This is a genomic window from Pedobacter riviphilus (genome assembly GCF_014692875.1).
Classification (GTDB): domain Bacteria; phylum Bacteroidota; class Bacteroidia; order Sphingobacteriales; family Sphingobacteriaceae; genus Pedobacter; species Pedobacter riviphilus.
Map to the genome: position 1 here is coordinate 619,889 of NZ_CP061171.1, position 25,654 is coordinate 645,542.

General features: G+C 38.8%; 22 protein-coding genes. 15 read left to right on the forward strand and 7 right to left on the reverse strand.

The window, feature by feature from the left end; genetic code table 11:
- Window positions 1–2: 2 nt before the first annotated feature.
- From H9N25_RS02430 to H9N25_RS02445, 4 genes are read left to right on the forward strand one after another with little or no spacing between them, the layout of a single operon-like run.
- Window positions 3–194, forward strand: a complete 192-nt coding sequence (locus H9N25_RS02430) for a hypothetical protein (RefSeq protein WP_190327833.1) — start codon at window positions 3–5, stop codon at window positions 192–194.
- A complete protein-coding gene (locus H9N25_RS02435; protein WP_190327834.1) occupies window positions 191–628 on the forward strand; it encodes a hypothetical protein in 438 nt (145 codons plus the stop codon). The genes H9N25_RS02430 and H9N25_RS02435 overlap by 4 nt, the downstream gene beginning before the upstream one ends.
- Window positions 625–1,077, forward strand: a complete 453-nt coding sequence (locus H9N25_RS02440) for a hypothetical protein (RefSeq protein WP_190327835.1) — start codon at window positions 625–627, stop codon at window positions 1,075–1,077. Before H9N25_RS02435 ends, H9N25_RS02440 begins: the two co-directional genes overlap by 4 nt.
- 20 nt (window positions 1,078–1,097) lie before the next feature.
- Window positions 1,098–1,535, forward strand: a complete 438-nt coding sequence (locus tag H9N25_RS02445; RefSeq protein WP_190327836.1) for a Fur family transcriptional regulator — start codon at window positions 1,098–1,100, stop codon at window positions 1,533–1,535.
- Here H9N25_RS02445 and H9N25_RS02450 read toward each other — a convergent pair whose 3' ends face one another.
- Genes H9N25_RS02450 through H9N25_RS02460 form a run of 3 tightly spaced genes read right to left on the reverse strand, consistent with a single transcriptional unit; the run spans window position 1,536 to window position 5,334 of the window.
- A complete protein-coding gene (locus H9N25_RS02450; protein ID WP_223833557.1) occupies window positions 1,536–2,519 on the reverse strand; it encodes a LuxE/PaaK family acyltransferase in 984 nt (327 codons plus the stop codon).
- Window positions 2,520–2,538: 19 nt separating this feature from the next.
- The gene (locus H9N25_RS02455) at window positions 2,539–2,898 is read right to left on the reverse strand and encodes a hypothetical protein (RefSeq protein ID WP_190327838.1); all 360 of its coding nucleotides are present in this window, start codon (window positions 2,896–2,898) and stop codon (window positions 2,539–2,541) included.
- A 6-nt stretch (window positions 2,899–2,904) separates the two neighbouring features.
- Window positions 2,905–5,334, reverse strand: a complete 2,430-nt coding sequence (locus H9N25_RS02460) for a penicillin acylase family protein (protein WP_190327839.1) — start codon at window positions 5,332–5,334, stop codon at window positions 2,905–2,907.
- A gap of 197 nt (window positions 5,335–5,531) precedes the next feature.
- Between H9N25_RS02460 and H9N25_RS24295 the strand changes: the two genes are divergently transcribed.
- From H9N25_RS24295 to H9N25_RS02505, 10 genes are all read left to right on the forward strand, one after another.
- Window positions 5,532–5,900, forward strand: a complete 369-nt coding sequence (locus tag H9N25_RS24295; RefSeq protein ID WP_223833558.1) for a carboxypeptidase-like regulatory domain-containing protein — start codon at window positions 5,532–5,534, stop codon at window positions 5,898–5,900.
- 23 nt (window positions 5,901–5,923) lie between these two features.
- Window positions 5,924–8,455, forward strand: coding sequence for a TonB-dependent receptor domain-containing protein (locus H9N25_RS02465; RefSeq protein WP_255524547.1), 2,532 nt, complete (start codon window positions 5,924–5,926; stop codon window positions 8,453–8,455).
- A gap of 287 nt (window positions 8,456–8,742) precedes the next feature.
- On the forward strand, window positions 8,743–11,205 hold the full coding sequence (locus H9N25_RS02470) for a glycoside hydrolase family 31 protein (RefSeq protein WP_190327840.1): 2,463 nt from the start codon (window positions 8,743–8,745) through the stop codon (window positions 11,203–11,205).
- 59 nt (window positions 11,206–11,264) lie between these two features.
- On the forward strand, window positions 11,265–13,229 hold the full coding sequence (glgB, locus tag H9N25_RS02475) for a 1,4-alpha-glucan branching protein GlgB (RefSeq protein ID WP_190327841.1): 1,965 nt from the start codon (window positions 11,265–11,267) through the stop codon (window positions 13,227–13,229).
- 213 nt (window positions 13,230–13,442) lie between these two features.
- Window positions 13,443–13,793, forward strand: a complete 351-nt coding sequence (locus H9N25_RS02480) for an ATP-binding protein (RefSeq protein WP_190327842.1) — start codon at window positions 13,443–13,445, stop codon at window positions 13,791–13,793.
- A 548-nt stretch (window positions 13,794–14,341) separates the two neighbouring features.
- A complete protein-coding gene (locus H9N25_RS02485) occupies window positions 14,342–16,519 on the forward strand; it encodes an Ig-like domain-containing protein (protein ID WP_190327843.1) in 2,178 nt (725 codons plus the stop codon).
- A gap of 38 nt (window positions 16,520–16,557) precedes the next feature.
- Complete coding sequence (locus tag H9N25_RS02490; protein ID WP_190327844.1) at window positions 16,558–17,277, forward strand: hypothetical protein; 720 nt, start codon at window positions 16,558–16,560, stop codon at window positions 17,275–17,277.
- 24 nt (window positions 17,278–17,301) lie between these two features.
- The gene (locus tag H9N25_RS02495; RefSeq protein WP_190327845.1) at window positions 17,302–18,240 is read left to right on the forward strand and encodes a T9SS type B sorting domain-containing protein; all 939 of its coding nucleotides are present in this window, start codon (window positions 17,302–17,304) and stop codon (window positions 18,238–18,240) included.
- Window positions 18,241–18,262: 22 nt separating this feature from the next.
- Complete coding sequence (locus tag H9N25_RS02500; protein ID WP_190327846.1) at window positions 18,263–19,234, forward strand: PorP/SprF family type IX secretion system membrane protein; 972 nt, start codon at window positions 18,263–18,265, stop codon at window positions 19,232–19,234.
- Between the two features lie 312 nt (window positions 19,235–19,546).
- Window positions 19,547–20,158, forward strand: a complete 612-nt coding sequence (locus H9N25_RS02505) for a Crp/Fnr family transcriptional regulator (RefSeq protein WP_190327847.1) — start codon at window positions 19,547–19,549, stop codon at window positions 20,156–20,158.
- 659 nt (window positions 20,159–20,817) lie between these two features.
- Here H9N25_RS02505 and H9N25_RS02510 read toward each other — a convergent pair.
- Window positions 20,818–21,369 carry a 5' nucleotidase, NT5C type gene (locus H9N25_RS02510; protein ID WP_190327848.1) on the reverse strand — a complete coding sequence of 184 codons (552 nt, stop codon included), beginning with the start codon at window positions 21,367–21,369 and terminating at the stop codon, window positions 20,818–20,820.
- 96 nt (window positions 21,370–21,465) lie between these two features.
- Here H9N25_RS02510 and H9N25_RS02515 point away from each other — a divergent pair, with 96 nt between their 5' ends.
- A complete protein-coding gene (locus H9N25_RS02515; protein WP_190327849.1) occupies window positions 21,466–22,215 on the forward strand; it encodes a DeoR/GlpR family DNA-binding transcription regulator in 750 nt (249 codons plus the stop codon).
- Window positions 22,216–22,309: 94 nt separating this feature from the next.
- Here H9N25_RS02515 and H9N25_RS02520 read toward each other — a convergent pair whose 3' ends face one another.
- From H9N25_RS02520 to H9N25_RS02530, 3 genes are all read right to left on the reverse strand, one after another.
- Window positions 22,310–22,654 (reverse strand): hypothetical protein, encoded by a 345-nt coding sequence (locus tag H9N25_RS02520; protein ID WP_190327850.1) that lies wholly within the window; start codon window positions 22,652–22,654, stop codon window positions 22,310–22,312.
- A 1,150-nt stretch (window positions 22,655–23,804) separates the two neighbouring features.
- On the reverse strand, window positions 23,805–24,803 hold the full coding sequence (gene gap / locus H9N25_RS02525) for a type I glyceraldehyde-3-phosphate dehydrogenase (RefSeq protein ID WP_025144555.1): 999 nt from the start codon (window positions 24,801–24,803) through the stop codon (window positions 23,805–23,807).
- An 8-nt stretch (window positions 24,804–24,811) separates the two neighbouring features.
- Entirely contained in the window at window positions 24,812–25,654 is an 843-nt protein-coding gene (locus tag H9N25_RS02530; protein WP_167293177.1) for a hypothetical protein, read from the reverse strand.

Consider the following 25,654-nt stretch of genomic DNA (forward strand, 5'->3'; position numbering starts at 1 on the left):
TTATGTTCTCTATCGTGCCGATTGCCTCATGTCCATACTGTGGTGCCGGAGATATCCCATCAATGATCCAGGTGAAAATGCTGACAGCCATCCCGATTACAGAAAAGCCGATTAAACTTAAAGGAATCTTCATTATTAACGATTCTGGCGATGATAGGAGTGAGTTTTTTCTTTTAAATGCAAAACAGTTATGATCAAAGAATATATAACAGTTTTATTGATACTGATCTCTTTTTCTGCCGTTGCGCAGGTAAATGTACATACTGATATGCGCACGCCAACCTGGAACCTGATTGGCCTGAAGTACGACAAACAGGTTAAACCGCTGGTATGGCAGGCGGTTTTTCCACCGGCATTAAAAGCTATCAATAACAAAGTGATCGAACTGCCCGGTTTTATTATTCCAACCAAAGTAGGCAATAGTTTTACCGAGTTTATGTTTTCAATTGTACCGGTTGCCTCCTGTCCGTATTGTGGTACAGGCGATATTCCCTCAATGATTGAAGTTAAAACACTGAAACCGGTTACCTGGACAGAAGAACCGATTACTCTTAAAGGAAAGTTTGTAATCAACGATTCAGGCGATAGCCGGTCTACCTTTTTTCTTTTAGATGCTGTAAAACGATGAGACATTTATTACATGCTGTTTTTATTCTATTTTCGGTGTGTACAGCCACTGCACAAACGCAAAAGCATAACCCAAAAGATCAGTTACGGTCTTTAAACTGGGATGTAATTGGCTCGGTGAAGTTTGAACTAACCGAAAAGAACGAGCTTTTGCCTCTTTTTACAGAATCGATCAAACGTTTTGAAAATAGAACATTTGATTTAACAGGTTACCTGATCCCGATAAAAAGCGGACAAAAGCAACAAAAATTCTTATTGGCCACACTACCGATCAACCAGTGTTATTTTTGTGGACAGAACGGTGTTCCAGTGATGATCATGATCGAAATGGAAAGCGCTACCGTTTACAGCGAAAAACCGATCCACGTGGAAGGGATTTTAAAACTGGAACAGAAAGATGCGAGTTATGCTCCACCAATTAGCCTCAAAAATGCCAAACTCATTAATTAATTGCTTATTTTTGTATTGTTATGGAAAATAATACCGCGCGTTTCGAAAAACTTTTGGTTAAGAATGGACTAAAAAGAACTGCCCCACGTTTGCAGGTGCTGGAGATTTTGAGTGGAAGAGATTCTGCAACCTCGCAGCCTTATTTGGAGCAGGTGATGGGGAAGGATGCAGATCGTGTTACTTTGTACCGTGTTTTGCAGGCTTTTGAAGAAAAAGGGATTATCCACAAGGTTTTAGATCAACAGGGCACAGCCAACTATGCCATCTGCTCTGATGGTTGCAGTGCGCACGAGCACCATGATGAGCATGTGCATTTTAACTGTGATAACTGCCATAAAATTTACTGTTTAGATACCGTTAAAATTCCGGCGCTAAAAGTTCCGGCAGGTTTTAAGGTAGAACATCTTAATCTGATTGCTACCGGTATATGTGCCAGTTGCTCAGATAAGATAAATTAATTACTGCACTAAAAGATTACAGCCTCTTATATCGGCATTGTCAAACCGGCCGAGTACTTCAAAACGCTGATCGGGATTGATCCTGCCCAGATCTTGTGTAGCAATAAACGAGCAGGAATTGATATTGGCCAAATCGATTACGTTAATGCCGCCAGTTCTGCCATTTTCGATTAAACTTAAAGGATCATTGGTATCTCGTATTAAAACCTGCATCCAGTTAGGGCAGTTAAAAATACCTTCACCTAAAGAATAGGCCTGAGAAAGTAGTTCCGTCATTCCGTATTCACTATGGATCGCTTTTACGCCAAACCCTTTGGTTAACTGTTCATGTAGCTCCTCGCGCACCATTTCTTTACGTTTTCCTTTCATTCCTCCGGTTTCCATTACAATCAGGCCAGGAAAATCGATATCGTATTGTTCTATAAAATCGAGCAGGGCATAAGTGACGCCTATTAAAACGGTTTTCTGATTTTTCGATTGGAGTTCGAGAAGGGTCTGTAGCAGCTCATCGTGGTTATATAAAAAATATCCGCTTTGCGGATGTTTGCTCTTTTCAATCAGATCGTTTACCATGTAAATTAATGATGATCCTGAGCGCTGTTGATAGGAGGGCAATAACGCTAAAAAACAATAATCGGTAACATCACCATAAAATTCGGTGAAAGCCTGCAGGTAACTCTGCTCATAAAGTTTTGCATCAGTTACATGATGGCTGCTCTGTATCATGCCCGTAGTGCCAGAACTGCTAAAAGTAACCTCAATAGGGGCGGTACTGCTTAAAACCGAGTGGCTTTTAAAAAAGCTGATCGGCAGAAAAGGGATCTGCGCAATTTCGCTCACCTCATCAGCATCAACACCTAAGTGAAAAATATATTCGCGGTAAACATTGCAGTTTCGGGCCTGTAATTTAAAAATATTTAAAGCAATTGAGTTAAACTCATCTGCGTTTTTTATAGAAAATATATCCTCAGCTGTTAAATTCACGCTGCAAAAGTACAAAGCATTATGCTATTTTCTCGTCAGTTTTTTTAGCCAGCATAGCCATGCGGAACTGATAACCGCAATAACCGCTAATTCCAGCCACCAAACCGCTTAAAATACCTGTAACCAATAGCAGTGCCCACCACAGTTTTATACCTGTCATTACCGCTACACGGCCCGCGAGTATATTGTCATTAGGTAAGCTTTTAAATAAGGCATAGCCTATCCAAAGTAAGAAAATAGCAAGAAAAGATTGCCAGAAGGCTATTCTTCCTGTTTTGCCAATAATTCCACAGGTGGCAAAAGAAATTACAATGATCATCCACCAAGGGGCAATCATTTGCAGAAGGAAACAGATTATTAATATAACAATGAAAACCATTTTAGCCTATTTAGAAATTTTTAAACGAGAAATAACTGTGCCCGATTTATCATCGGGGCTTTGCATATAAAACAGATCGTACAATTTGCCATTTGCCCAGGTATCGATCATATTATCATAAAATTTACTTCCAGGATTGCCCGATTGGCCGCCTGGATAAACACCATGTCCCTTTGGCGTTTTACCCAGTTCTATCACCATCCGCCATGAGGGGCCATTGGCTTCGCTCAAAGCATTAATCGTTGTTTTCGCACCACCAATCTGTAAAATCTTTGAACCGAATCCTGGTATTTTGGCCAGATGTGGTACATTGGTCTGTTTTACATTTGCCCAGTCCCAATCTTTGTTAATCGGGCCAAAGCGTCTTTCCAAACTATCGCAGCTATATTTAAAAGCTTCGTTAACCAGATCAGATAAGGTCTCTTTTTTGCTGGTATTGATGTTATCATACCAGGTTGCATTGGGTTCTTTCAGGATCATTTCCACCGTGCGGTCTCTCGAAGGGTAACGCATCGGGATGCCTTTCACCTCAAATTCATCCGCCCAGATATCATACGATAAACGTTTGGTCCATATTTCGAATACGCTGGCTGCAATTTCATGCGCATCATAGCGCTTGTTCCATTTGTTCAGGTAAGCCAATGCTTCTTTTTGCGTTGCATTTAACTGCTCATTGTTCAATAATGGTAATAATGCAGGTACCAGGTTTTGCGCCATAATGCTGTAATTGTCGGTCTGCATCAGGCGGATGCTATCTAAAGTTGCTTTGCTCATCGCCGATAAACGGTCGTTTATCCTTTTGCCCCGCTCGTAAGGTGCAAATTCCCAGTTAATGTAGTATGGATAAGTAGTATCGGTAGAAGACTGGTTGGCTGAACTCACAAAACCGCGGGGTGGATTTTTAACCGTTGGATTCTGTGCATTTGGGATCCATCCCTGCCAATCGTATGCTGGGTCGGTACCATCCAGTATAAATTTGCCCTGATCTTTCCATTTTAATGGGAATTTTCCATTTGGCGTAATGGCGATATCATTATCTACACTGGCGAAAACAAAGTTCTGTGCGGGTGCAGTGTAAAAAGTTAAAGCCTTGCGGTAGTCGTTATAATTTTTACCCCGGTTCAGGTAATAAAAAGTCATGAGTTCGTTCGATTCATCATGCGCGATCCATCTTAAGGCATCACCAACAGGTACATTGTCGGCTCTACCATATTTTGGTTTCTGGAAATATACCACTGGGCCATGGTGAGTGTAGTAAACCGTATCTATTTCATCTTTCCCTCCTCGTATTTTAATTGTTTCCAGCCTTTTGGTTGTGGCTTTCCATTTATTGTTGTACCAATATTCATTGTGGGTAGAATCCTTAAACTTAATCTGATAAAAATCGAGTACATCGGCAGCAACATTGGTTACACCCCATGCTATTTTCTGATTAAAGCCAATAATTACGCCAGGAGCTCCAGGTAAAGAAACACCGTAGGTGTTTACACCAGGTGCATGCAGTTGAATCTGGTACCAGATTGATGGAAGCGTTAAATCTAAATGCGGATCGTTTGCTAAGATCGGGTATCCCGATGCTGTTTTGGCGCCAGATAATGCCCAGTTATTACTGCCAATACCTTCTACTTTTTCTGTTGTTTTAACATCGCCGGTTTGCGCCTGAGTGAAGCTTTCTGGTGTTTTAGGTATTGCTAAGGGAGAAAAGTTCCATTTTGTACCAACAGGGATGATCGGGTCTTCGCGAAAGGGGTAATCTGGGAAAAGATTTTTCGTCACCTCTGGCCCGAATTTTTTCAGGATGTTGGTCATGTAAAATTCATCAGAACCCATGGCCAGCACTGCCGACATCTGTTTTAAGAGCAAAGCACATTTTACAGGTGTCCAGTCTTCGGGCTTAAAATCGAGTATTTTATATTCTAACGGATAATTGGCTTTAGAAAGTGTTTTAATATAGGCATTAATCCCTTCGGTATAGGCTAAGATCATTTCTTTTGCTTTGGGATCTGCCATCATACCCTTTAAAGAGTTTTCTGCACCATAAACCATGCCCATCCGGCGCTGGTAACGGTCTACCTCAATGGCTTTGTCGCCCACAACTTCACTAATTCTTCCGGCTGCAAAACGGGTCTGGAAATCCATTTGCCAAAGGCGGTGCATGGCGGTTACATAACCTTGTGCCAGATACAGATCGTGATCATTCTGTGCGAAAATATGTGGGATCATGCGGTCGTCAAAAACGATTTCGATTTTATCTATTGCTCCTTTAATCTTCGCTTTATGGTTAAACATAAAATGATTGTTTTCTGCATTTTGCCAGAAACCCATAAAAGGATTTAGGAATTTTAACAGTGGAGGTGTATTACCTAATTTAGTGTTAAATAAAAAAGCTAATGCGATCGGAATGATGATGCAGAACAGGGCTTTAATTTTATTCATAATGGTTAGCTAACAAGTCTTTTGCTAAGATAGGGCAAAATGACGGTTTATGTTTAATGCAAAATACAACAAACTGTAAATCAATCAAAATTATAATTTGGAATTGAAATTATTATGCTGACATAATTTGTTTAATTCAAAAAAAGAATTTAAGTTTATATAACTAATAATACAAACAACCAAATTAACAATCGTTTATGAGCAGAATTTTTACACAGATCTTCTATGTGTTATTATTTGTGTACGCAGGCAATATCGCGGCACAGGCACAGAGTATTACGGTAAGCGGTACCGTAAAGGATAAGCAATCGAAAGAAGGGCTAGCAGGCGTTAGTTTAACTATCAAAGGGCAATCTGGCGGTACAGCCTCCACAAGCAACGGTAGTTTTACTTTTACCACAACAGCAAAAGTTCCCTTCACTTTAGTCGCATCTTATGTAGGTTATGGTACAATAGAGCAGCAGGTTACCGGAAGCACTTCAGGCATTAACCTGGAACTCGAAACCGCGGTTGTATTGGGCGGTGATGTAGTTGTTTCGGCATCGCGTACCCCGAGCGCATATTAGAATCACCGGTTTCTATTGAGCGGATGAGTGCTGCTACCATCAGGGAAATCGCTGCGCCATCGTTTTACGATGCTTTGAACAATATGAAAGGTGTAGAAAGCAGTATGCAGAGTTTAACTTTCAAATCGATTAATACACGTGGTTTCAATTCAAATGGTAATACCCGTTTTAACCAATATATAGATGGAATGGATAACCAGGCGCCGGGACTGAATTTCTCGGTAGGTAATATCGTAGGTATTACTGAGCTCGATGTAGACAATGTAGAGCTTTTACCAGGTGCTTCATCTGCACTTTACGGTGCGGGTGGTATTAATGGTACCTTGTTAATGACTTCTAAAGATCCATTTAAATATCCGGGCGCTAGCTTTCAATATAAAACAGGGGTAAACCATGTTAATGATGATAATAGCACGGTACAGCCTTTCAATCAATTGGATGTGCGTATGGCAAAATCGTGGAATAATAAGTTTGGCGTAAAGGCTGCATTTTCATTTCTTCAGGCCAAAGATTGGTACGGAAATAACTATTCGAACTTCGATAGGGTAGCAAGAACTGCAAAATCTGGTGATAGAAACAGCGATCCAAATTACGACGGGATAAATAGCTACGGTGACGAAGTGAGCCAGAATATGCGGAACGTAGCTTTAAGTGTTCAAAATGCAACCATTGCAGGAATAAATGCAGGTTCAGGTGGTGCAATACCAAACATTAAAACACTAATGGATGGTGCTTTTGGTGCTGCCATTCCAAATGCAGCACAACAGGCAGGATTTTTAGCTGGCTTGCCATCAGCACTGCGTGGCCCGGTACAAAATTATTTTCCCTTTTACGTGGGTTTGAAAGCAGGTTTAATCCCTGATCAGAATGTTTCCAGAACGGGTTATAACGAAGAAAACCTGGTTGATTATGATACCAAATCGTTAAAAGTTTCGGGAGCATTATATTATAACATCAGTAGCACGGTACAGGTAGTTGGTCAGGCAAATTGGGGTACTGGAACTTCAGTTTATACCGGTTCTGACCGTTATTCTTTGCGTAACTTTAACATTGGCCAGTATAAATTAGAGGTAAAAGGCGAAGACTTTTTTCTGAAAGCCTATACTACTCAAGAACGTTCTGGTGATTCTTATATTTCTTCTATTTTGGGTAGTTATGTTAATGAGATATCTAAACCATCAACAACCTGGTTCCCGCAGTATATAGGTAACTATGTTGGTGCAAGAGCAGCAGGACAAAATGATGCCGCAGCACATGCATTTGCAAGAGGAATTGCCAATCAAGGTCGTTTTGAGCCAGGCAGCCCGCAGTTTGAAGCTGCAAAAGATAAAGTAATGAATACTACAATCAGTGCAACAAGCATTAATGCGCTCGATCCTTCAAAAAGTGTTTATGGTGCAAAATTCGATGATAAGTCAAATCTATATCACTACGAAGGCATGTACAACTTTACCAATCTTTTCGATAAAGTGGTAGAGTTTCAGGTTGGTGCATCATACCGTTTATATGATTTAAACTCGGCAGGCACCATTTTTAATGACTTGACAAATTCTATCGATATTAAAGAATACGGTGCATTTGCGCAGATCGGTAAAAAACTTTTTAACGATAAGGTTAAATTTACTTTTGCCGGCCGTTATGATAAAAGTCAGAATTTTGAAGGCCGGTTTACACCAAGGGTAACCGGGGTGTTCACAGTTGCCAAAAACAACAACATCAGGGTTTCTTACCAAACAGGTTACCGTAACCCAACCACACAAAATCAATACATCGACCTTTCGGTAGGTGGAGGTTCTCAAAGATTGATTGGTGGCTTACCAGAAATTATGTTTTCTAAATACCATCTTGATAGTAATAAGCCGTTTACTGATGTAAGTTACCGCGCATTTTTAGCCTCGGCAGCTGCAACAGGTACACCTAATCCGGCATTATTGCAACAATATACTTTTGATGCAAGAGGTGTTCGACCAGAGAGTGTTCAGTCTTATGAGTTAGGTTATAAAGGATTAGTTCTTCCAAATTTATTGGTTGATGCTTATGGATATTATAACATTTATAAAGATTTTATTACTGCAGTAGACGTTTATCAGAATGTTAGCGGAAGCTTTGTGAAATTCGGCGTTCCGGTTAATGCAGAAGGTAAAGTAACTTCTTATGGTGCAGCTTTAGGTTTAGATTATTTAGTGGGTAAATATACCATCAGCGGCAACGTTTCCTATAATAAAATAGGCGATTTACCAGTTAATTACATTAACGATTTCAATACCCCAAAAATCCGTTACAACCTGGGTTTTGGTAATAAAGAAATTATTAAAAACTTTGGTTTTAATTTGGCATATCGTTGGCAAGATCAATTCTACTGGAATTCTTCTTTTGCCTCAGGTCAGGTGCCTGCGTATAGCTCTCTAGACGCACAGGTGAGCTTAAGGATTCCTTCGGTTCAATCAATCATTAAACTTGGTGGTTCGAATGTTTTGAATAAATATTATTTCACTTCCTATGGTAATCCATCGGCAGGCGCTATCTATTACGTAGCCATTAGTTTTAATCCATAACCAGTTAATTGAGTTTTAAGGGCCTTCTATGCTAAAAGTATAGAGGGCTTTTTTGTGCACTGGATATTAGGTCGTTTTTTTACGATATTATGGGTAAATAGCTTAATTTAATGTTGATACAGACTAAAAATAAAATGGAAACAAATAGCTTAGTGTAAAAATCACACTATTTAAATAATCTTTTCATAAAAAAGCTACATCCCTTTTGTAAAATATTTGTATTATAGTACTTTCTTAAGCACATCCCGGTTTAAGAACCATGAATTTAAAATTTTGAATAAATAAGGATGGAAGCGCAAAACGACAAACCTAACGAGACAAGTGATCTGGTCGAAAAAGAGCAAGAAATACAGCATTTAAACAATCCAGTTGATATATCGGTAAAGCCAATTGTTAAACAATACCTTGGTGCAGTTAAAAAAGTAAAAAAGGAGGGCAACCGTTTTTATTTTTCTGATGGCGATGCAAGAGTAGAAGTTCGGGTGGTAAGCGATGATATTATTCGCGTTCGCCTGGCTCCTCATGGTGTTTTCTTGGATGATTTTTCTTATGCAGTACCTGAGGTAGATCAAAAAGTTTCTGTTTTTAAAATGCAGGAACACGACGATCATTTCACGATCTCTACCCATGCAGTAACCTGTAAAATAGAAAAAGCAAACTTCCATATTTCTTTTTCTGATAATATCACTAATGTAGTAATGGTTGATGAAGCCAATTCTATGCACTGGGAAGAAAATGTAGATTTTGGTGGTTATTATATCTACGCAACCAAAAAATGCCACCCAGAAGAAAATTTCTTCGGTTTGGGCGATAAATCTGGCAATTTTAACCTGCGAGGCAGGCGGTTCGAAAACTGGAACACCGATGCCTACTCTTTCGGTTGGAACCAGGACCCACTTTACCGTACTATACCTTTTTATATCGGTTTGCACAATCAGGCTGCTTACGGTATTTTTTTCGATAATACCTTTAAATCGTATTTCGATTTCGGTTCTGAAGATGTAAATAAAACCAGTTTCTGGGCCGATGGGGGAGAACTGCAATACTATTATATCCATGGGCCACACATTATGGATGTGGTTAAACGTTACGCATCTTTAACCGGAACGCACCCAATGCCTCCAAAATGGACTTTGGGCTATCAACAATGCCGCTGGAGTTATTATCCTGAAACAAAAGTTAAAGAAATAGCCAAGCAGTTCAGAGAGCGTAAAATCCCTTGCGATGCCATTTATCTGGACATCGATTACATGGATGGCTACCGCTGTTTTACCTGGAATAAAAAGTACTTTCCTGACCCGCGGAGAATGATTAAAGAACTTTCTGATGATGGCTTTAAAACCGTGGTCATGATTGATCCGGGAATTAAGGTAGATGACGATTACTGGGTTTTTAAAGAAGGTAAAGAGAAAAGATTTTTCTGTCGCCGTAGCGACGATTATTATATGGAAGGACATGTTTGGCCAGGCCGTTGTCAGTTTCCCGATTTTACCAATCCAAAAGTACGGAGCTGGTGGGGTAATTTATACAAAGAATTGGTTGATATGGGGGTTGCAGGTTTCTGGAACGATATGAACGAACCAGCCGTGTTCGGTTCGGGCACTTTCCCTAACGATGTTCGTCATAATTATGATGGTTACCGTGGCTCACACCGTAAGGCGCATAATGTTTATGGCATGCAGATGGTGCGTTCTACATACGAAGGACTGAAAAAACTAATGCGAAATAAACGTCCATTTACCATTACAAGAGCTGGTTATTCGGGCATGCAGCGTTATGCAAGTGTTTGGACCGGTGATAACATTGCAACCTGGGAGCATTTAAAGATTGGAAATATCCAATGCCAGCGTTTATCGGTTTCTGGTGTGCCTTTCTGTGGAACAGATATCGGCGGGTTTAGCGGTGAGCCGGACGGCGAATTGTTTACCCGTTGGATCCAGCTAGGTACATTTTCTCCTTTTATGCGAGCACACTCTGCCGGCGATACAGCTGAACGAGAACCTTGGAGCTTTGGCCAATTTTTTGAAGATATTAACCGTAAGTTTATCGAATTAAGGTATCGCTTAATGCCATATCTGTATTCGGTTTTCTGGGAGCATCATCGTTATGGTTTCCCTATTTTAAGGCCACTGGTGATGCTTGAGCAAGAAAATATCAGCAATAGTTTTCGTCAGGATGAATTTTGCTACGGTGATAAACTATTGATCTGCCCAGTTTTGGAACAGGGTGCAATCTCTAGAAAAGTTTATCTTCCGAAAGGGACCTGGTATAATTTCTGGACCAACGAAATTCTCAACGGCGGTAACGAATACACAGTTGATGCCAAGATAGACAGTATGCCGATGTTTGTAAGGGCAGGTAGTGTTTTGCCAGAATACCCGGTAATGCAGTATGTTGATGAAAAATCGATTACTGAAGTGATATTGAATATCTATCATAGCGATTACGAGGTAAATTCATACATGTACGAAGATCATGGCGATACATTTGCCTACGAACAGGATATTTATCTGGAAAAGAAATTTACTGTAAAAGGCGATAACCAGGCCATTAAAGTGAATCAGCGCAACGAAGGATTGTACACGCCTAATTACGAATTTTATGTTTGTAATGTTATCGGCGTAAAATTCCAAGTGAAAAAGATCATTATCGATAATAAAGAGGTGAAAGATTTTTATACCGACGATCAGAATATCCTGCATTTTAAATGCAATAAGAACTTTTTAGAAATACAGATCTTAAGTCTGTAACATTGAGCCCCAAATGCTGTTTAGTATTTGGGGCTTCATTCAATCTAACCAAAATACCTATGCCAGCAGCAAAAAAAGTTCCAGTAAAAAAAGTATCCCAACCAAAAACTGACCAGCAGAAATCCGTTTGGATCCACAGTTTATTTACCGATTACGATATCGATCTTTTTCTTGTCGGAAAGCATTTTAGGCTTTACGAGAAAATGGGCTCACACTTAATTACGGTTGATGGAACCGCCGGAACTTATTTTTCGGTTTGGGCCCCAAATGCCATTCGTGTTAGTGTAGTGGGTAATTTTAACGATTGGAACAATAGTTCGCACCCGCTGAACGTACGCTGGGATAAATCGGGTATTTGGGAAGGTTTTATCCCCGGTATCGCGAAAGGCGAAGTTTATAAATATTTTGTTAAGGGTTTTGATGAATCTGAGCATCTAAAGGGCGATCCTTACGCCAGAAGATGGGAACATCCGCCACAAACTGCTTGTATTGTTTGGGATACCGATTATACCTGGAAAGATAAAGCCTGGCTTAAAAAAAGAGCAAAAATAAATGCTTTGGATCAACCCATCTCAGTATATGAAATACATCTGGGTTCCTGGGAGCGCGATCCGGATAATCCAGAACGTGTTTTAACCTGTAGGGAAGTAGCCGGCAGGTTAGTGCCATATGTAAAGGAAATGGGTTTTACGCATGTAGAGCTGATGCCTGTAATGGAGTTTCCGTATTTCCCGAGCTGGGGTTATCAGATTACAGGTTATTTTGGGGCCAGTTCGCGCTATGGTTCTCCACAGGATTTGATGTACCTGATTAATGAGCTCCATAAAGCAGATATCGCTGTAATATTGGATTGGGTTCCTTCTCATTTTCCTGGTGATAGGCATGGTTTATATGAGTTTGATGGAACGCATCTGTACGAACATGCCGATATGCGTAAAGGCTTTCACCCCGACTGGAAATCATATATATTTAATTATGATAGAAATGAGGTGCGTTCTTTCCTTATCAGCAATGCTTTATTCTGGTTGGATCAATATCATGCCGACGGATTGAGGGTAGATGCCGTGGCATCGATGTTATATTTCAATTTCTCCAGAGAAGGTAAAGATGCTGCAACAAACGAATATGGCGGGAGTGAAAACCTTGGGGCCATACAGTTTTTACAGGACCTTAATGTAGCTGTTTATGGAAATTTTGAAGGCGTACAAACCATTGCAGAAGAAAGCAGCACTTATCCTGGGGTAACTCACCCAGTTCATGCTGGAGGCTTAGGGTTTGGGATGAAATGGATGATGGGCTGGATGAACGATACTTTAAAGTATTTTAAGGTAGATACATTGGGTAGAAAGCATCACCATAACCAATTGAGTTTTAGCATGACTTATGCTTTTACCGAAAATTTTATGCTTCCTTTTTCGCATGATGAGGTAGTGCATGGTAAATCGCCAATGTTGTATAAGATGCCGGGCGATGACTGGCAGAAATTTGCTAACCTAAGGGCTTTGTACGGTTATATGTTTACCCACCCGGGAGCAAAACTGCTTTTTATGGGGAATGAGTTTGGCCAAACCAACGAGTGGAACTTTACCCAATCGCTGGATTGGCACTTATTACAATACCCCCCGCACAAAGGCATGCAAGAAACAGTTAAAGCCTTAAATTTCCTGTACCGCAAAGAACCAGCGTTGTTTCATTTCAATTTCAGCTATGAAGGTTTTCAATGGATTGATGCAGATAATGCTAACGAATCTGTATTTGTGTATATGCGCAAGGGACCAAAGGCAAAAGATACTTTGGTTATTGCGATAAACTTAACACCTGTGGTTAGGGAGAATTATAGAATAGGAGTACCTTTTAAAACCAAATGGACAGAAATTTTTAATACCGATGATATTGTTTATTATGGAGGCGGTATTAATAACAGAGGGAATATTGTTCCTGACCTGGAAAATTATAACGGACAGGAATATTCAATAATTGTTGATTTGCCACCTTTGGCTGTGGTGATTTTTAAGAGCAAGTAAAATATATTGGTTCCTATACTACTCCAAAACTATATATAAAATCATAGTTTTGGCGTGATATATATATTTATACTGCGCCAAAACTACATATAAAAACATACTTTTGGTGTAATATGTGTTTTTATATTACGACAAAACTAAATTTTTAGTTACATTTGTTGTTGTAGATAAAGTATTTATGGAACATGTTGTAGGGCGAACTGAAGAAAATTGTTGCTAAACAAGATAGAGAAATCTGGTGAAAGTGAACTGATTGCTGTATATGGACGTAGACGGGTGGGAAAGACTTACTTAATCAGAAACGGATTTACTAAAGAAATTGCATTTGAATTTTCTGGTATCCATCATGGAACATTAAACCAGCAGTTAGAAAATTTTAGTCTGGCACTTACAAAAGTAACAAGCAGTTTCCCTTTAGCCAAACCAGAAAGTTGGATAGCTGCCTTTGAAATGCTGGTTCAATATCTCATCCCCTTGATAAAAAGGGAAAGAACAGTTATTTTTATTGACGAATTTCCCTGGATTGTTCCTGACTATGATTACAACTTACGGAGTTGCAAATAGTGACCATTATCCAGGTTTGGTACAAAAAGAGATTACGATGGATGTGCTGTTTGATCATTAACCAGGTTGATCAGCCAATTTAAAAATTTAAATAAGAAAAGCCTCCCATTGCTGGAAGGCTTTCTTAAACTCTGGAGTGGAAGCTTCCAGAGAGGGTGCAAAGATACAATAACCATTGTTTCTTGCAAGTATTTTTTTGCTAAATATTTATTGTATTCCAGTTGCCGTCGATTGTTCTTATCGATGGGCATTTCAATTGCTTCTTCAGGTAATAATCATGTGTGCCATGCCAAAGACGCGGTTGGTTTAGGTTAATCGTCCAGATAAATGCTTTAATCTTTGAGTTTACTTCGTTTGTTGATAAATATCAATAAAACAGGCTTTTAGGGGTTGTGAGAAGGGTAATGAATGAAGTGAACGAATAATCTGCCTCTGTACCTCCGTACTTTTGCATCAACGAGCAAACGAACTGATTTATTTTCTCCCTTTACTTTAAGCAATTGAAAAGACGCTCTTGTCTATCTTTCTTGGTGCTTGTGCTTTTTCTTATGCCCACGTATTTGCGTGCGCAGGTTGTAGCACAGTGTGAAAATACAAAGCGTACTTACGCAGATTTTCAAGGATCAATCCAATACGGATTTAAGGTGTTGGGCGGGTCGTTAATTATGGGTACTATTTCAGATGCAGGAAACGCTGTTAATGGACAGGTTAAAGATGCATCAACATTAGGTGTTGGACTTGGCCTGGCGGGATTGGCATCTTCCACTCAATTCTTACAATTTAGCGTTGCAGGTGGTTCACCCAGATCAATTCCGGCCAATACTCCTGTTACCATTAAAATTTCACTCCCCACCGAAGTCTTGAGCGTTCTAAGCGGCGTAGAAATAGGGACATTTACAGGTTTACATACTGTTGCTGCTGATTGGCCCTTATTGGGATTGCTAGGTCCAGGTCATGATGCGGGATATGAGGCAACTACTGTTCCGATTTATAACTCTACCAATATAGCTGGTGTAATTAGCGGTTCGGGAGAGGTTGAGATTACACTCACGCCTAACCAGATATATAACGGGATTTATGTTAAGCTTGCCGGCAATTTACTATCGGTAGCTTTATCTACAAAGCTGTTTCATGCCTACATTATGGAAACGACTACTGATAAGATTGATTGTGATGAAGTAATTGATGTTTTATCGGGGGTACAGCCTACTGTTATTGGTGGGGTGTTAAATGCAACCGGAAAGGTAACTGATCCTTTCAATTCAATAGATAGCGATAAAAATAGCTATGCACTGATGGATGTTGGGATCTCGGTATTAAACAAAATATACCTTACGGCAATATTTAATAAGCCTTCTCAGCCGAAAGATTCTGTGAGCATTATAATAGGTAAGCCAGGGGGCGGATTACTTAATCTGAGTTTACTTACTGGGTTTATCATTCAGCCTTATTTAAATGGGGTTAAAGCGGGGGATGCCTTTGATAATACAGGAACTTTCCTAAATCTTCAGCTTTTTCCCGGTTCAACAGATAAATATGTACTGACCTTTCCAATTACCGAGGTTTACGACCGTTTAGAAATCACTACCGGAGGATTAGCAGGTGTGCTGGGTTCACTTCAGATTTACGATATTAAAAGAAAATTGGCTAAACCACGCACATTGATCGATCCTGTGGCTGAGGATGCCAGGGCCATCTGCCAGGGAGAAACCACTACCTTTTCCGTTAACAATCCACAGGCTTGTACAGAATATAAATGGTACGATGCTGAAACAGGAGGCAATTTGTTGTATACCGGAGAAAATTATACTCCTCCATCCTCGCTACTTGCCGGAGATTATAGTTACTATGTGCAAGGTAGCAGAACCTACTGCGTAACAGGGGTTTCTGAAAGACTCCGTGTGAAACTGAAAGTTCATCCACTGCCACCACTCGATGTTTCGGGTACAACAATCTGCAGTGGAGCAACAGCAGCATTATCTGTTAATAACTCCGATATCGCCCAATATACCTACAATTGGTACACCACTGCCAATGGAATTACACCGGTTAACACAGGGGCAACCTACACAACACCTACTCTTAATGCAAACACAACTTATTATGTAGAAGCCATTAATATATTAACAGGCTGTAAGAATGCGGGAGGCCGCAAAGCAGTGTTGGTAAATGTTAAACCTCTTGCTGTTGTAAATCCGATTATTGGCGTAAATACCATCTGTGCTGGAACAACCACAACTTTAACCAATGATAACCCTTTGGGTGTTTGGAGCAGTAGTGATGCAGCCATTGCAACAATAGATGCTACAGGTAAAGTTACTGCAGTGGCTGCCGGTAATACGGTAATTAGTTATACAGTGGCTGATGACGCTACTTATTGTGGTAAAAAAGTAGATTTTCCTTTAACTGTAAATCAACAGCCCAATTTAACATTAGGACCAGATGCGGGTATTTGTGAAGGGTTGACCACAACCAGAATTACTTACACCAATCCTGTTTTTAACCCAATAACCTATAGTATTTCCTGGGCAGGGAATTTATTGCCTGCTGTTCTAAATCAGGCCTTACCTGCAAATGAAATTACCATTACTATACCCTCAACTACTCCTGTTGCAGTGTACCAAGGAGTTTTAACCATTAAAAACGCAAATGGTTGCGAGCGTAATATCCCTTTCAATTTTAGGGTAAAGCTCGTACCGCATAAACCAACAGTATCTATTAACTAAAAAGAAAATAAATTATTCATCCCTAACAAATTAACATTATGAAAAAAAAATCTACAAAACGCAATCTAAGAATCTTTGTATTCTTTATGTTCCTATTGCCGCTGGGTGCCTTTGCACAAACGCCAAATGTATACCTATGCGGAACAGGTACAGTAAAATTGAATCCAACTTTCACCGGTTATACACCTGTTAATGGCGATAAAATTGTATGGACCGTTGATGGAACTGCGCAGGCTCCAGTTGTATTCGATGGAACAAATGCATTTTATCAGGTTCCTACAGGATTAGCAGTGGGAAACCATACTTACTCTGTTCAGGTTCAGCCAGCGGATGCGAATCTCTGTCCTAGTGATGCCTCTGATAATACCGTTGTAGAAAAATTACCTACGCCTATTATCGCTGTTGCAGCTCCAGGAAGTGTTTATTGTACCGATCAAACAGCGACCACGGTAATTACGGCGAGTAAGGATGCTTCAATAACATTACCAACTGGTGTAACCATGACTTATGTTTGGTCTGCAACTCTCGGTGGCACTGGAGTAGCGGATATTACAACTTTAGGGACAGCATCTACTTCTGGAGATACTTTTACGCTTAAAGCAGGTGTAGCTCCAGGTGCATATGTTTTCACTGCTATTGGAAGTTATGCTACAGGTGGTGTTCAGATTGTGCCTGCAACAACTTGTACTGCAACTGCCGGCAAAGCAATCACCGTTACAGTTAAACCGGGTAAAGCAACTATCTCCGTTGCACCATAAACTTTATTGTAAAGTTTAACCAACATGATGTTTAACAGGTTAGGGATAATTGTGTTCAGTGTGCTGCTGCTTTCTGCAGCGGCATGCTTTGCGCAATCTAACAATCCGAATACGCTTAACCTTAAACCAGGCGTTACCGTTAAACTTAGGGCCAATGGTACAGGTGCTACGTCTTATCAATGGTTCAGAAATGGTGAGCCCATTGCTGGTGCTACTGCACAAGATTATGTAGTTAATTCAGCCGGAAAATATACTGTCATTACTTTTAGTCTGGGTGGCTGTAGCTCAGACCTCTCCGAGGAGATGGAAGTAGTGATGGAGTCGGTTATATCAGCAGATGTTTCTATTGTTAAAAGGTCGGAAAGTAGACCGGTAATGAACACGGAGGTATTCAAATACAATTTATTGGTGCGCAATAACGGGCTGGGCATGGCTACCAACCTGCAGGTAAAAGACGATCTTCCAGAAAATCTAACCTTTGTAAGTGTTGATCCTACTGTTGTTGGTACGGCAAGTTACAACGAACAAACCAAAACAGTTTCCTGGGCTATACCATCACTTGCTAATGGCAGTTTCGTTGAACTAATCATTAATGTAAGGTCAATGAAACCTGGTAATGTTGTAAATAGTGCGACTGTTAAGATTGATGAGATAGATCCCGATCCATCAAACAACATTTCTGTAGATACCAAGGAAATCACAGGGCTTAAAATTCCAAATGTGTTTACGCCAAATGGCGATGGAAAAAATGAAACATTTTTTATCGATCGATTAGACCTTTATAGCGAAAATCAGCTTACCATTATTAATCGCTGGGGAAGTACGGTTTATGAAAAGAAAGGCTATTTAAACGATTGGACAGCGAACGGTTTGGTAGACGGAACTTATTTCTATGTAATTAAGGTGAAAACTGCCAGCGCTCAATGGCAGGAATTTAAAGGCTATGTAACCGTAATGAGATAAATGAAAGTTAAAATGTGACGATATGAAAAAGATAGTTTTAACGACATTATTTAATTTTTTCTGCCTCTGTTTGTTTGCCCAGCAGAATGCCCAGTTTGGGCAATATATGTTCAATGGTTTATATATCAATCCTGCTTATGCGGGCTACAAGGAAGAACTCTATATGCAGGCTTTTGTCAGGGCCCAATGGACAGGTATTCAGGGGGCTCCCCAAACGCTTTCCATATCAGTAGATGAGGCGGTTAAAGAAGAAAGTTTAGGTTTGGGTTTATTGGTATCTAAAGATAAAATTGGCGCCCAGAACTCGTTAAACCTATCAGGGAATTTTGCTTACCGCATTAAACTAGACCGTACCGAAACCAATATACTTGCCTTTGGCGTTGGTATAGGAGTGATGCAGATGGGGCTTAACGGAAATCTGCTAGATCCAAATGAAAGTGGCGATAATAAGATTCCGACAGGTTATGAAAGCCGGATTGTACATGATATTAGGGCTGGTGTACATTATTCGAATGAGAAATTCTTTATCGGTTTCTCTGCCAATAACCTGCTTACACAGTATCTTCCTGTTTTTAGGGATAATAATCTCCTCAGTATTACTTCCAAGCCACATTTTTATTTAACAGCTGGCATGATATTTCCAATCGACAATGATTTTATGTTCAAGCCTACTTTTTTGATTAAAGACGATTTGAACGGGCCAACCTCATTAGATCTGAATGCTTTTTTAATGATCAAAGAGAAACTTTGGCTAGGTGCTGCATATAGAACCTCTATAAAACTTTACCCTAAGTCGGCATTACAAGGCGATTTAAGGGCAAGAAGTGCCATCGGACTGGTTGCGGAGTTCTTTATTCGCGAAAATCTTCGGATTGGTTATGGTTACGACTACAGTTTAAATAAATTGGGTAACTATGATTATGGCTCACACGAAATATCTATCGGTTATTACTTGCAGACCGCAAAAAGTCGGAGGCCAAAGTGCTATTTTTAACAACAATCCTATCCTTATTCTTTTCTTGATTATAATATTTGGTACTGTTAACTGTTGATCTATAGTTTTGTTGATACAGATAGATGAATAAAATGAATATTTTAAACCTCTTGAATTACCTTGTGCAGGTCTTTAGTTGTTATGCTCCAACAACAAATTAAAGAGAATTATGATCAATTATACCACGTTAGGTTAGGAAAATCACTTTATAACAGCTTTATAACCGCAAAATTGTCTTAGTAATCTACTTTATTTTTATATTTCAATAGAATTTGCTATTATTAAGGGTCTAAAGTCTATCCCTATTTGTGTATGCTCGAATCTCACAAGGCATTTTTGATAAACGCTGTGTTAAATTATTTCAGCAGTTTATGCCCAATAACACCTGGGTTTATCCAGGAAATAGAAAAAAATGTAGAACCGCTTCTGGTTAAAAAGAATAAATACATTTTATCGCCTATGGACAATAATGATTATGTTTTTTTTGTTGTATCGGGCTTGGTAAGAGGTTTTATTAAAGATGGTAATAAAGAGATTACCACCTGGATCAGTTTAGGGGAGGAATTTATTGGAGCCATTCAACATCCAGACGCAGATATTCAGCCATCTATTGAATATCTGCAGGCATTGGAAAATTCGGAATTGGTTGCGATTCCGCACTTATTGATTGATAAACTTTACGCCAATTACCAGGAAACGAATGTTATTGGCCGCAAGATTTTAGCACTCCAGTATCACGCCGCCTCAGAGCGATCCATAATCGCACGGATCCCTTCGGCAGAAAGGCGTTATGAAAAATTCTTGGAACTAAACTCTTTAGATATATCCAGAGTACCTTTAAGGTGCATAGCCAGTTATTTAGGTATGCGTTTAGAAACACTTAGCCGCATACGCAGTAAGCTGGTAAAAGAGCCGATGTGGTGAAATGAAAAAACTCAGTTGGTTCTGTGCTTATAACAGCTTATCGATTCATGTGAAAGAATGCGCATTTGAAAAACTATGTTTACATAACGTTATACACTTTTTACATATGCTGTACAATATTAAATTTCGCATACCGAACACTGCTTTTATGTTTAAATTTGGGTAAGTAAGAATTAAATCAACGGGACGATTTAGATTACGTTTATAAGCCGATCTGCTAAGGGAGGCTTATTTTGTTTCTGCTCTATCGTCAAACTACCCTACTATCAAATGGATTTTGTTAAAGTTTTTATAAAATGTTCTTGATGGTATATGCAGAAATCATCCCCAATTTTTACGAAAATAAAGTACAGCATAAGTAGAAAAGGACTGACAATAGAATTACTTTATGTATGGGCAGCTGCACTAAATGCTTCTTTTCTTTATGGTGATAAACAATAAAAACAAAATAGGTTGGAGGAGGAGTGATGGTGGAAGTTGTGGTGGAGACTAAGTGTTTTTAATTTGTTAATATTCAAATCTTCATCAAATCTTAATCTTTCTGTAGTAATATTGCACATATAAGGGGTGAGAGCCTTATATCAACTTCATAGTTGAGAGCGTTAATTTAGATAGAGGGTGTGGCCAATGGCTACACCCTTTTTTTATGCTATTTTTCATTAAGCTAACATGAGGTTTGTCTCTTCCAGTTGTTTCAATAAAGCTGGTACCTCATTCCAGTGGTTGATCCGCTGATGATGGTCTTTCGCTACATTGTGGAATGCGGTAAACATTAAAGGTTTGCCTTTGCAGAAATCGAGGTTTTTGCTATGATCATCAATTAAATAGTCGGTATCAATAATGCTTTTATCGCCGCAAAAGATAATGTTTTTCCAACTGATGAAAGGGAAATGCTCTGCCAGCCATTCGTGTTTTTCGAAAAGGGATAAAGGAAATTCCATGGCTGCCGAAACAATATAGATTTCATAATCTTCCATGAGTTTTTTTACGGCTTCAACAGCACCTTCCATAACCGGCAGGTTCCTGAAAAAGCCTGTTCTGTTGCAGATCTTCATGACCATTGCCCTATCCGGAAAAAGTTCTTCTTCCGATTTGCCTTTTATATCGTTGCGCGTAAGCGAAATACCTGTTTCAATCTGATAGGTATGTAATATATGATCTTCGATGTCGGCCAGTACGCCGTCCATATCTATGCCAATGGTTTTTTTCATTATTTGCTATATTTTGCAACAAAAATATTTAATATTGCAATATATTGCAAATTTTATTCTTTTAAAATTTTTATATTTGCAATATATTGCAGTAATATGGTAAAGGAAGAGCGCCTACAGATTATTATTAATACCCTTGATAAAGACAGTAAAGTAAGGCTTGATGCCTTAAGCGCTTTGTTGAATGTATCAGAAGATACCGTGCGCCGCGACATTAAAGAGCTTGATTCGCAAGGGTTGCTCCGTGCCGTTCGTGGTGGTGCAATTTCCCGTTCTCCTATACCCCAACACTATAGAGATAGGGAAAAATACAATCAGCAACATAAGCAAGCCATTGCCAATAAAGCCTTGCAGTTTTTAAAAGATGGTCAGGTGGTTTTTTTTGACGGCGGTACTTCGGTAGTGGCGCTCGCTACGATTTTGCCTACAGATTTAAAGATTACCATCATTACCAATAGCTTTCCGGTAGCCAATATCTTGGAAGATCACCCTAGTGCTGAGGTAATATTTGCGGGAGGAAGATTGCAAAAAACTGCATTTACTACTATAGGACAAGAAACTATCGATACATTTAAGAAGGTAAGGGCCGATATCTGTATGCTTGGTATCTGTAGTTTGCATCATAGTATGGGCATTACTTCCATTATTTATGAAGATGCTCAGTTGAATAATATTATGATTAGCCAGGCGCAGAAAACTATTGCACTATCCGCACTCGAAAAAATAAATACTGTAGAGCCTTACTATGTTTGCCCGGTTAATGATGTAGATGTGATTATCACCGAAACAGATCCCGATAATGCCATCCTTGTGCCTTATAAAAATTTGGGGATTAAGGTGATTTAAATACTGGTATATTTTTAACTCGGGAGCTGGCTATTTTATTCTTAGGGAAAGAAATAGTTAATTATCCTTAGCTTAATCGTGATGTTGAGTGACTTTAGGGTGCAGCGTACAAACTAAGGTTCTTTTTGCGTAAAAAGTGAAAACTTAATCCGCCTAAGCACAAAATTAAGAGCGAAAGAGAATTGTCTAGAGCGCAATCCAGGATGGTGAATGTTTGTATGGTTCCTCCTGTAGGATTACCACTTCCTGGAGGGCAATTACCACCAGGATTAAGTCCATTCATACAAATAGTGCAGGGCGTTCCGGCAGTAGAACTCGAGTAACACTCTCCCGACAGATCTACGGAAGGTGATCCATCAAACAAAATTCCGTTGTTGGTTTGGGTGTAAACCTGTTGTCCGAGCGGCACAACGCAGCCTGTAATAGTGGCTTGCGCCATTAATTTTTGCACTGGGCAACATAATATGCAAATACAAAATAATAATGCTGCATTCTTCATTTTGACAAAAATAAACTAAAATGCAGTATAAATACTACGTAATTTTTCTGTTTTTGATAATTGTCAATGTGAAAATTTGTTCAATTTTATCAGCTAATCTTGTTCATTTATAATGTGTTGCGGTATAATAGTGGTTTTTGAATAGCCTTTTTTTTGTTAATAGGTAAGCTGAAAATTTTTAGGAATGAATTTGATTCTTCTAATTGTCACTTTCATTGAGTTCTAGTGGGGACTTACCATCCATGTTGTGTAAAATGCCATCTTTATGAATAAGCTGGTTTTTGGAGAGAGCCTAGCGGTAATTGATAACAGTGCCCCGTTTAGTGGATTTATGATAAATATTGGGTGGATATGAAGGTTTACGGTTAATTCTTTCGAAATTTTATTGTTGATCTATTTCATCTCTGTTTATGTAAAAATCGATGTTGAAAGTATAATATTGGTTTGAGGATATGTTTTTTCAGTAAGCAATGGTAATAAATGCGGTAAAAAAAAAGCCTGTATAAAAGAAAAGAGACAATCTATCCAGACTTGTCTCTTTTTTCTAACCAAATATAAACCTGTTATGAGCCAGGCTTTGTCTTTAATCTTCTATCTAAACCAGGGTTTTTCAAGAAAATGATTTATCTTTTTTTATCGTGATAAACATCGTTCCGTTTATTACTCTACAAATATAGTAAAAAATTTGATAGTGTAAAAAATACACTAAGAAAATTTTAAGTATTTTTTTTGTCATTTTTTATTTCCTGTTCTTTTTCTATAAGCTTTTAGGATTTAAAATGATCGTACTGCAAAGATAAGGTAAAAATTTGTTAAGTAATTGTTAAATATTGTCAATTTATAGCACGATTTAGTCAAACGTTTGTTTAATCCCTTGCTTAAAATGATTTCTATCATATTTTTAGGTGTTTTTTGTTGTTTTTACGATTGTAAAGTTGATTTTTGTATGAAAAATTAATCAAAAAATATTTTTCGTGTCAATTTTGAAATAAAATTTATATGTGAAAATTGTGTTTAAAACAAAAAGGCAACATTAATTGAATAATGTTGCCTTTTATATGATTTGAAAATTGCTTAATGCATTTTTTTATTACAAACTTGCGTAATATTCTACGAATTTAGCTAATGCAGAAGAATATCCCCATTCGTTATCGTACCAAGATACCACTTTAACGAAGTTATCGTTTAATGAGATACCTGCTTTAGCGTCAAAAATAGATGCATGATCATCGCCAATAAAGTCAGAAGAAACAACTTCATCCTCAGTATAAGCCAGCACGCCTTTTAATTCACCTTCAGAAGCTGCTTTCATAGCTGCTTTAATTTGCTCGTAAGTAGCTGGTTTTTCTAAACGTGCAGTTAAATCTACAACAGAAACGTCAGCAACAGGCACGCGGAAAGACATGCCGGTTAGTTTACCTTTTAATTCAGGTAAAACCATACCTACTGCTTTAGCGGCACCGGTAGAAGAAGGGATGATGTTAGAGAAACCACCACGGCCACCTCTCCAGTCTTTAGCAGACGGACCATCAACTGTTTTTTGAGTTGCAGTTACAGCGTGGATGGTGCTCATTAAGCCTTCAACAATACCGAAGTTATCATTTAAAACTTTAGCAATTGGTGCTAAACAGTTCGTAGTACAAGATGCATTAGAAACAATAGTTTGATCTGCAGTTAATTTATGGTGGTTAACGCCCATTACATAAGTAGGGATATCGCTATCTTTAGCAGGAGCAGAGAAAACTACTTTTTTAGCACCGGCAGCGATGTGTTTTTCAGCATCAGCGCGGGTTAAGAATAAGCCTGTAGATTCGATTACAACTTCAACACCTACAGCATCCCATTTTAAATCAGCTGGATTTCTTTCTGCAGTTACGCGGATTGTTTTGCCATTAACAACTAAATTGCCATCAACAACTTCAATAGTGCCATCAAATTTGCCATGTGTAGTATCATATTTTAACATGTATGCCATGTAATCAGGCTCGATTAAATCATTAATCGCTACAATATCTAATCCTCTTTTTAATGCGGCTCTGAAAACCAGTCTGCCAATACGGCCAAAGCCGTTTATTCCAATTTTGCTCATTGTTTTTGTTAATTAGTGTAATGTTTTAATAAATTTTGTATTGGTTCTTTAATAATGCTTTTAATTTCCAAGCCATATTTGCCTGCTGTAAGTCTTAAGCGGTCTTCCAGTTCGGCCGCTACTTTACCTACGATATGCAGTTCGCTGTCTTTATGTTTTTGTGAAGTAGGCAAGATATACGTTTCAAAGTATTTTTCAAATCCTTCATCAATCAGCCTGCGGATGTATTCGTGTTTGCTGTTCTGGGTGATGAAATCGAAAAATGAAGTTAAAAATATATTCGCCTGCGGCTTGTTGTAAATGCGTTCTAATATTTGAGGGCGGTCTAGATTGTGTGTTAAAGTAAATTTGGTCTCAATATCCTTTGGCATTTTTTGGCTTAAAAATTCTTTAAGGAGTATTTTTCCAAAGTAATTCGAAGAACCTTCATCGCCCAGTATATAACCTAATCCAAAGTTGTTGTTTATTGGCTTTTTTCCGTCGAAGTAGGCACAATGTGCGCCACTTCCCAACATGCCAACAATACCAGGTTTATCATAACAAGCTGCTTTAGCTGCGCCGAATAAATCATTTTCTACTACAATTTTACTGTATTTAAAAAACGATGCGAGGGTTCTGGCTAATTCCTCTTTTCTGTCTGCTGATGATGCCCCGGCTGCAAAAAAATAAATTTTCTTTATGTTTTCAGCATTGTTAACCAAAACAACTTTTTTGTTTAAAATCTGTAAAATCGTTTTTGGATCAACAAAGCAAGGGTTTAGGCCTGTAGTGTTACAATGTGCTACTACCTGTCCATTTTGTGTTAATTTCCAAAATGCTGTTTTCGATCCGCTATAAACAACTGCTACCAT

Bases quoted from the DNA above. Each gene is read 5' to 3' on its own strand.
- H9N25_RS02430 (WP_190327833.1), top strand. From the start codon at position 3: ATGTTCTCTATCGTGCCGATTGCCTCATGTCCATACTGTGGTGCCGGA.
- H9N25_RS02435 (WP_190327834.1), top strand. From the start codon at position 191: ATGATCAAAGAATATATAACAGTTTTATTGATACTGATCTCTTTTTCT.
- H9N25_RS02440 (WP_190327835.1), top strand. From the start codon at position 625: ATGAGACATTTATTACATGCTGTTTTTATTCTATTTTCGGTGTGTACA.
- H9N25_RS02445 (WP_190327836.1), top strand. From the start codon at position 1,098: ATGGAAAATAATACCGCGCGTTTCGAAAAACTTTTGGTTAAGAATGGA.
- H9N25_RS02455 (WP_190327838.1), bottom strand. From the start codon at position 2,898: ATGGTTTTCATTGTTATATTAATAATCTGTTTCCTTCTGCAAATGATT.
- H9N25_RS02460 (WP_190327839.1), bottom strand. From the start codon at position 5,334: ATGAATAAAATTAAAGCCCTGTTCTGCATCATCATTCCGATCGCATTA.
- H9N25_RS24295 (WP_223833558.1), top strand. From the start codon at position 5,532: ATGAGCAGAATTTTTACACAGATCTTCTATGTGTTATTATTTGTGTAC.
- H9N25_RS02465 (WP_255524547.1), top strand. From the start codon at position 5,924: ATGAGTGCTGCTACCATCAGGGAAATCGCTGCGCCATCGTTTTACGAT.
- H9N25_RS02470 (WP_190327840.1), top strand. From the start codon at position 8,743: ATGGAAGCGCAAAACGACAAACCTAACGAGACAAGTGATCTGGTCGAA.
- glgB (WP_190327841.1), top strand. From the start codon at position 11,265: ATGCCAGCAGCAAAAAAAGTTCCAGTAAAAAAAGTATCCCAACCAAAA.
- H9N25_RS02485 (WP_190327843.1), top strand. From the start codon at position 14,342: ATGCCCACGTATTTGCGTGCGCAGGTTGTAGCACAGTGTGAAAATACA.
- H9N25_RS02490 (WP_190327844.1), top strand. From the start codon at position 16,558: ATGAAAAAAAAATCTACAAAACGCAATCTAAGAATCTTTGTATTCTTT.
- H9N25_RS02495 (WP_190327845.1), top strand. From the start codon at position 17,302: ATGATGTTTAACAGGTTAGGGATAATTGTGTTCAGTGTGCTGCTGCTT.
- H9N25_RS02500 (WP_190327846.1), top strand. From the start codon at position 18,263: ATGAAAAAGATAGTTTTAACGACATTATTTAATTTTTTCTGCCTCTGT.
- H9N25_RS02505 (WP_190327847.1), top strand. From the start codon at position 19,547: ATGCTCGAATCTCACAAGGCATTTTTGATAAACGCTGTGTTAAATTAT.
- H9N25_RS02510 (WP_190327848.1), bottom strand. From the start codon at position 21,369: ATGAAAAAAACCATTGGCATAGATATGGACGGCGTACTGGCCGACATC.
- H9N25_RS02515 (WP_190327849.1), top strand. From the start codon at position 21,466: ATGGTAAAGGAAGAGCGCCTACAGATTATTATTAATACCCTTGATAAA.
- H9N25_RS02520 (WP_190327850.1), bottom strand. From the start codon at position 22,654: ATGGCGCAAGCCACTATTACAGGCTGCGTTGTGCCGCTCGGACAACAG.
- gap (WP_025144555.1), bottom strand. From the start codon at position 24,803: ATGAGCAAAATTGGAATAAACGGCTTTGGCCGTATTGGCAGACTGGTT.
- H9N25_RS02530 (WP_167293177.1), bottom strand. From the start codon at position 25,654: ATGGTAGCAGTTGTTTATAGCGGATCGAAAACAGCATTTTGGAAATTA.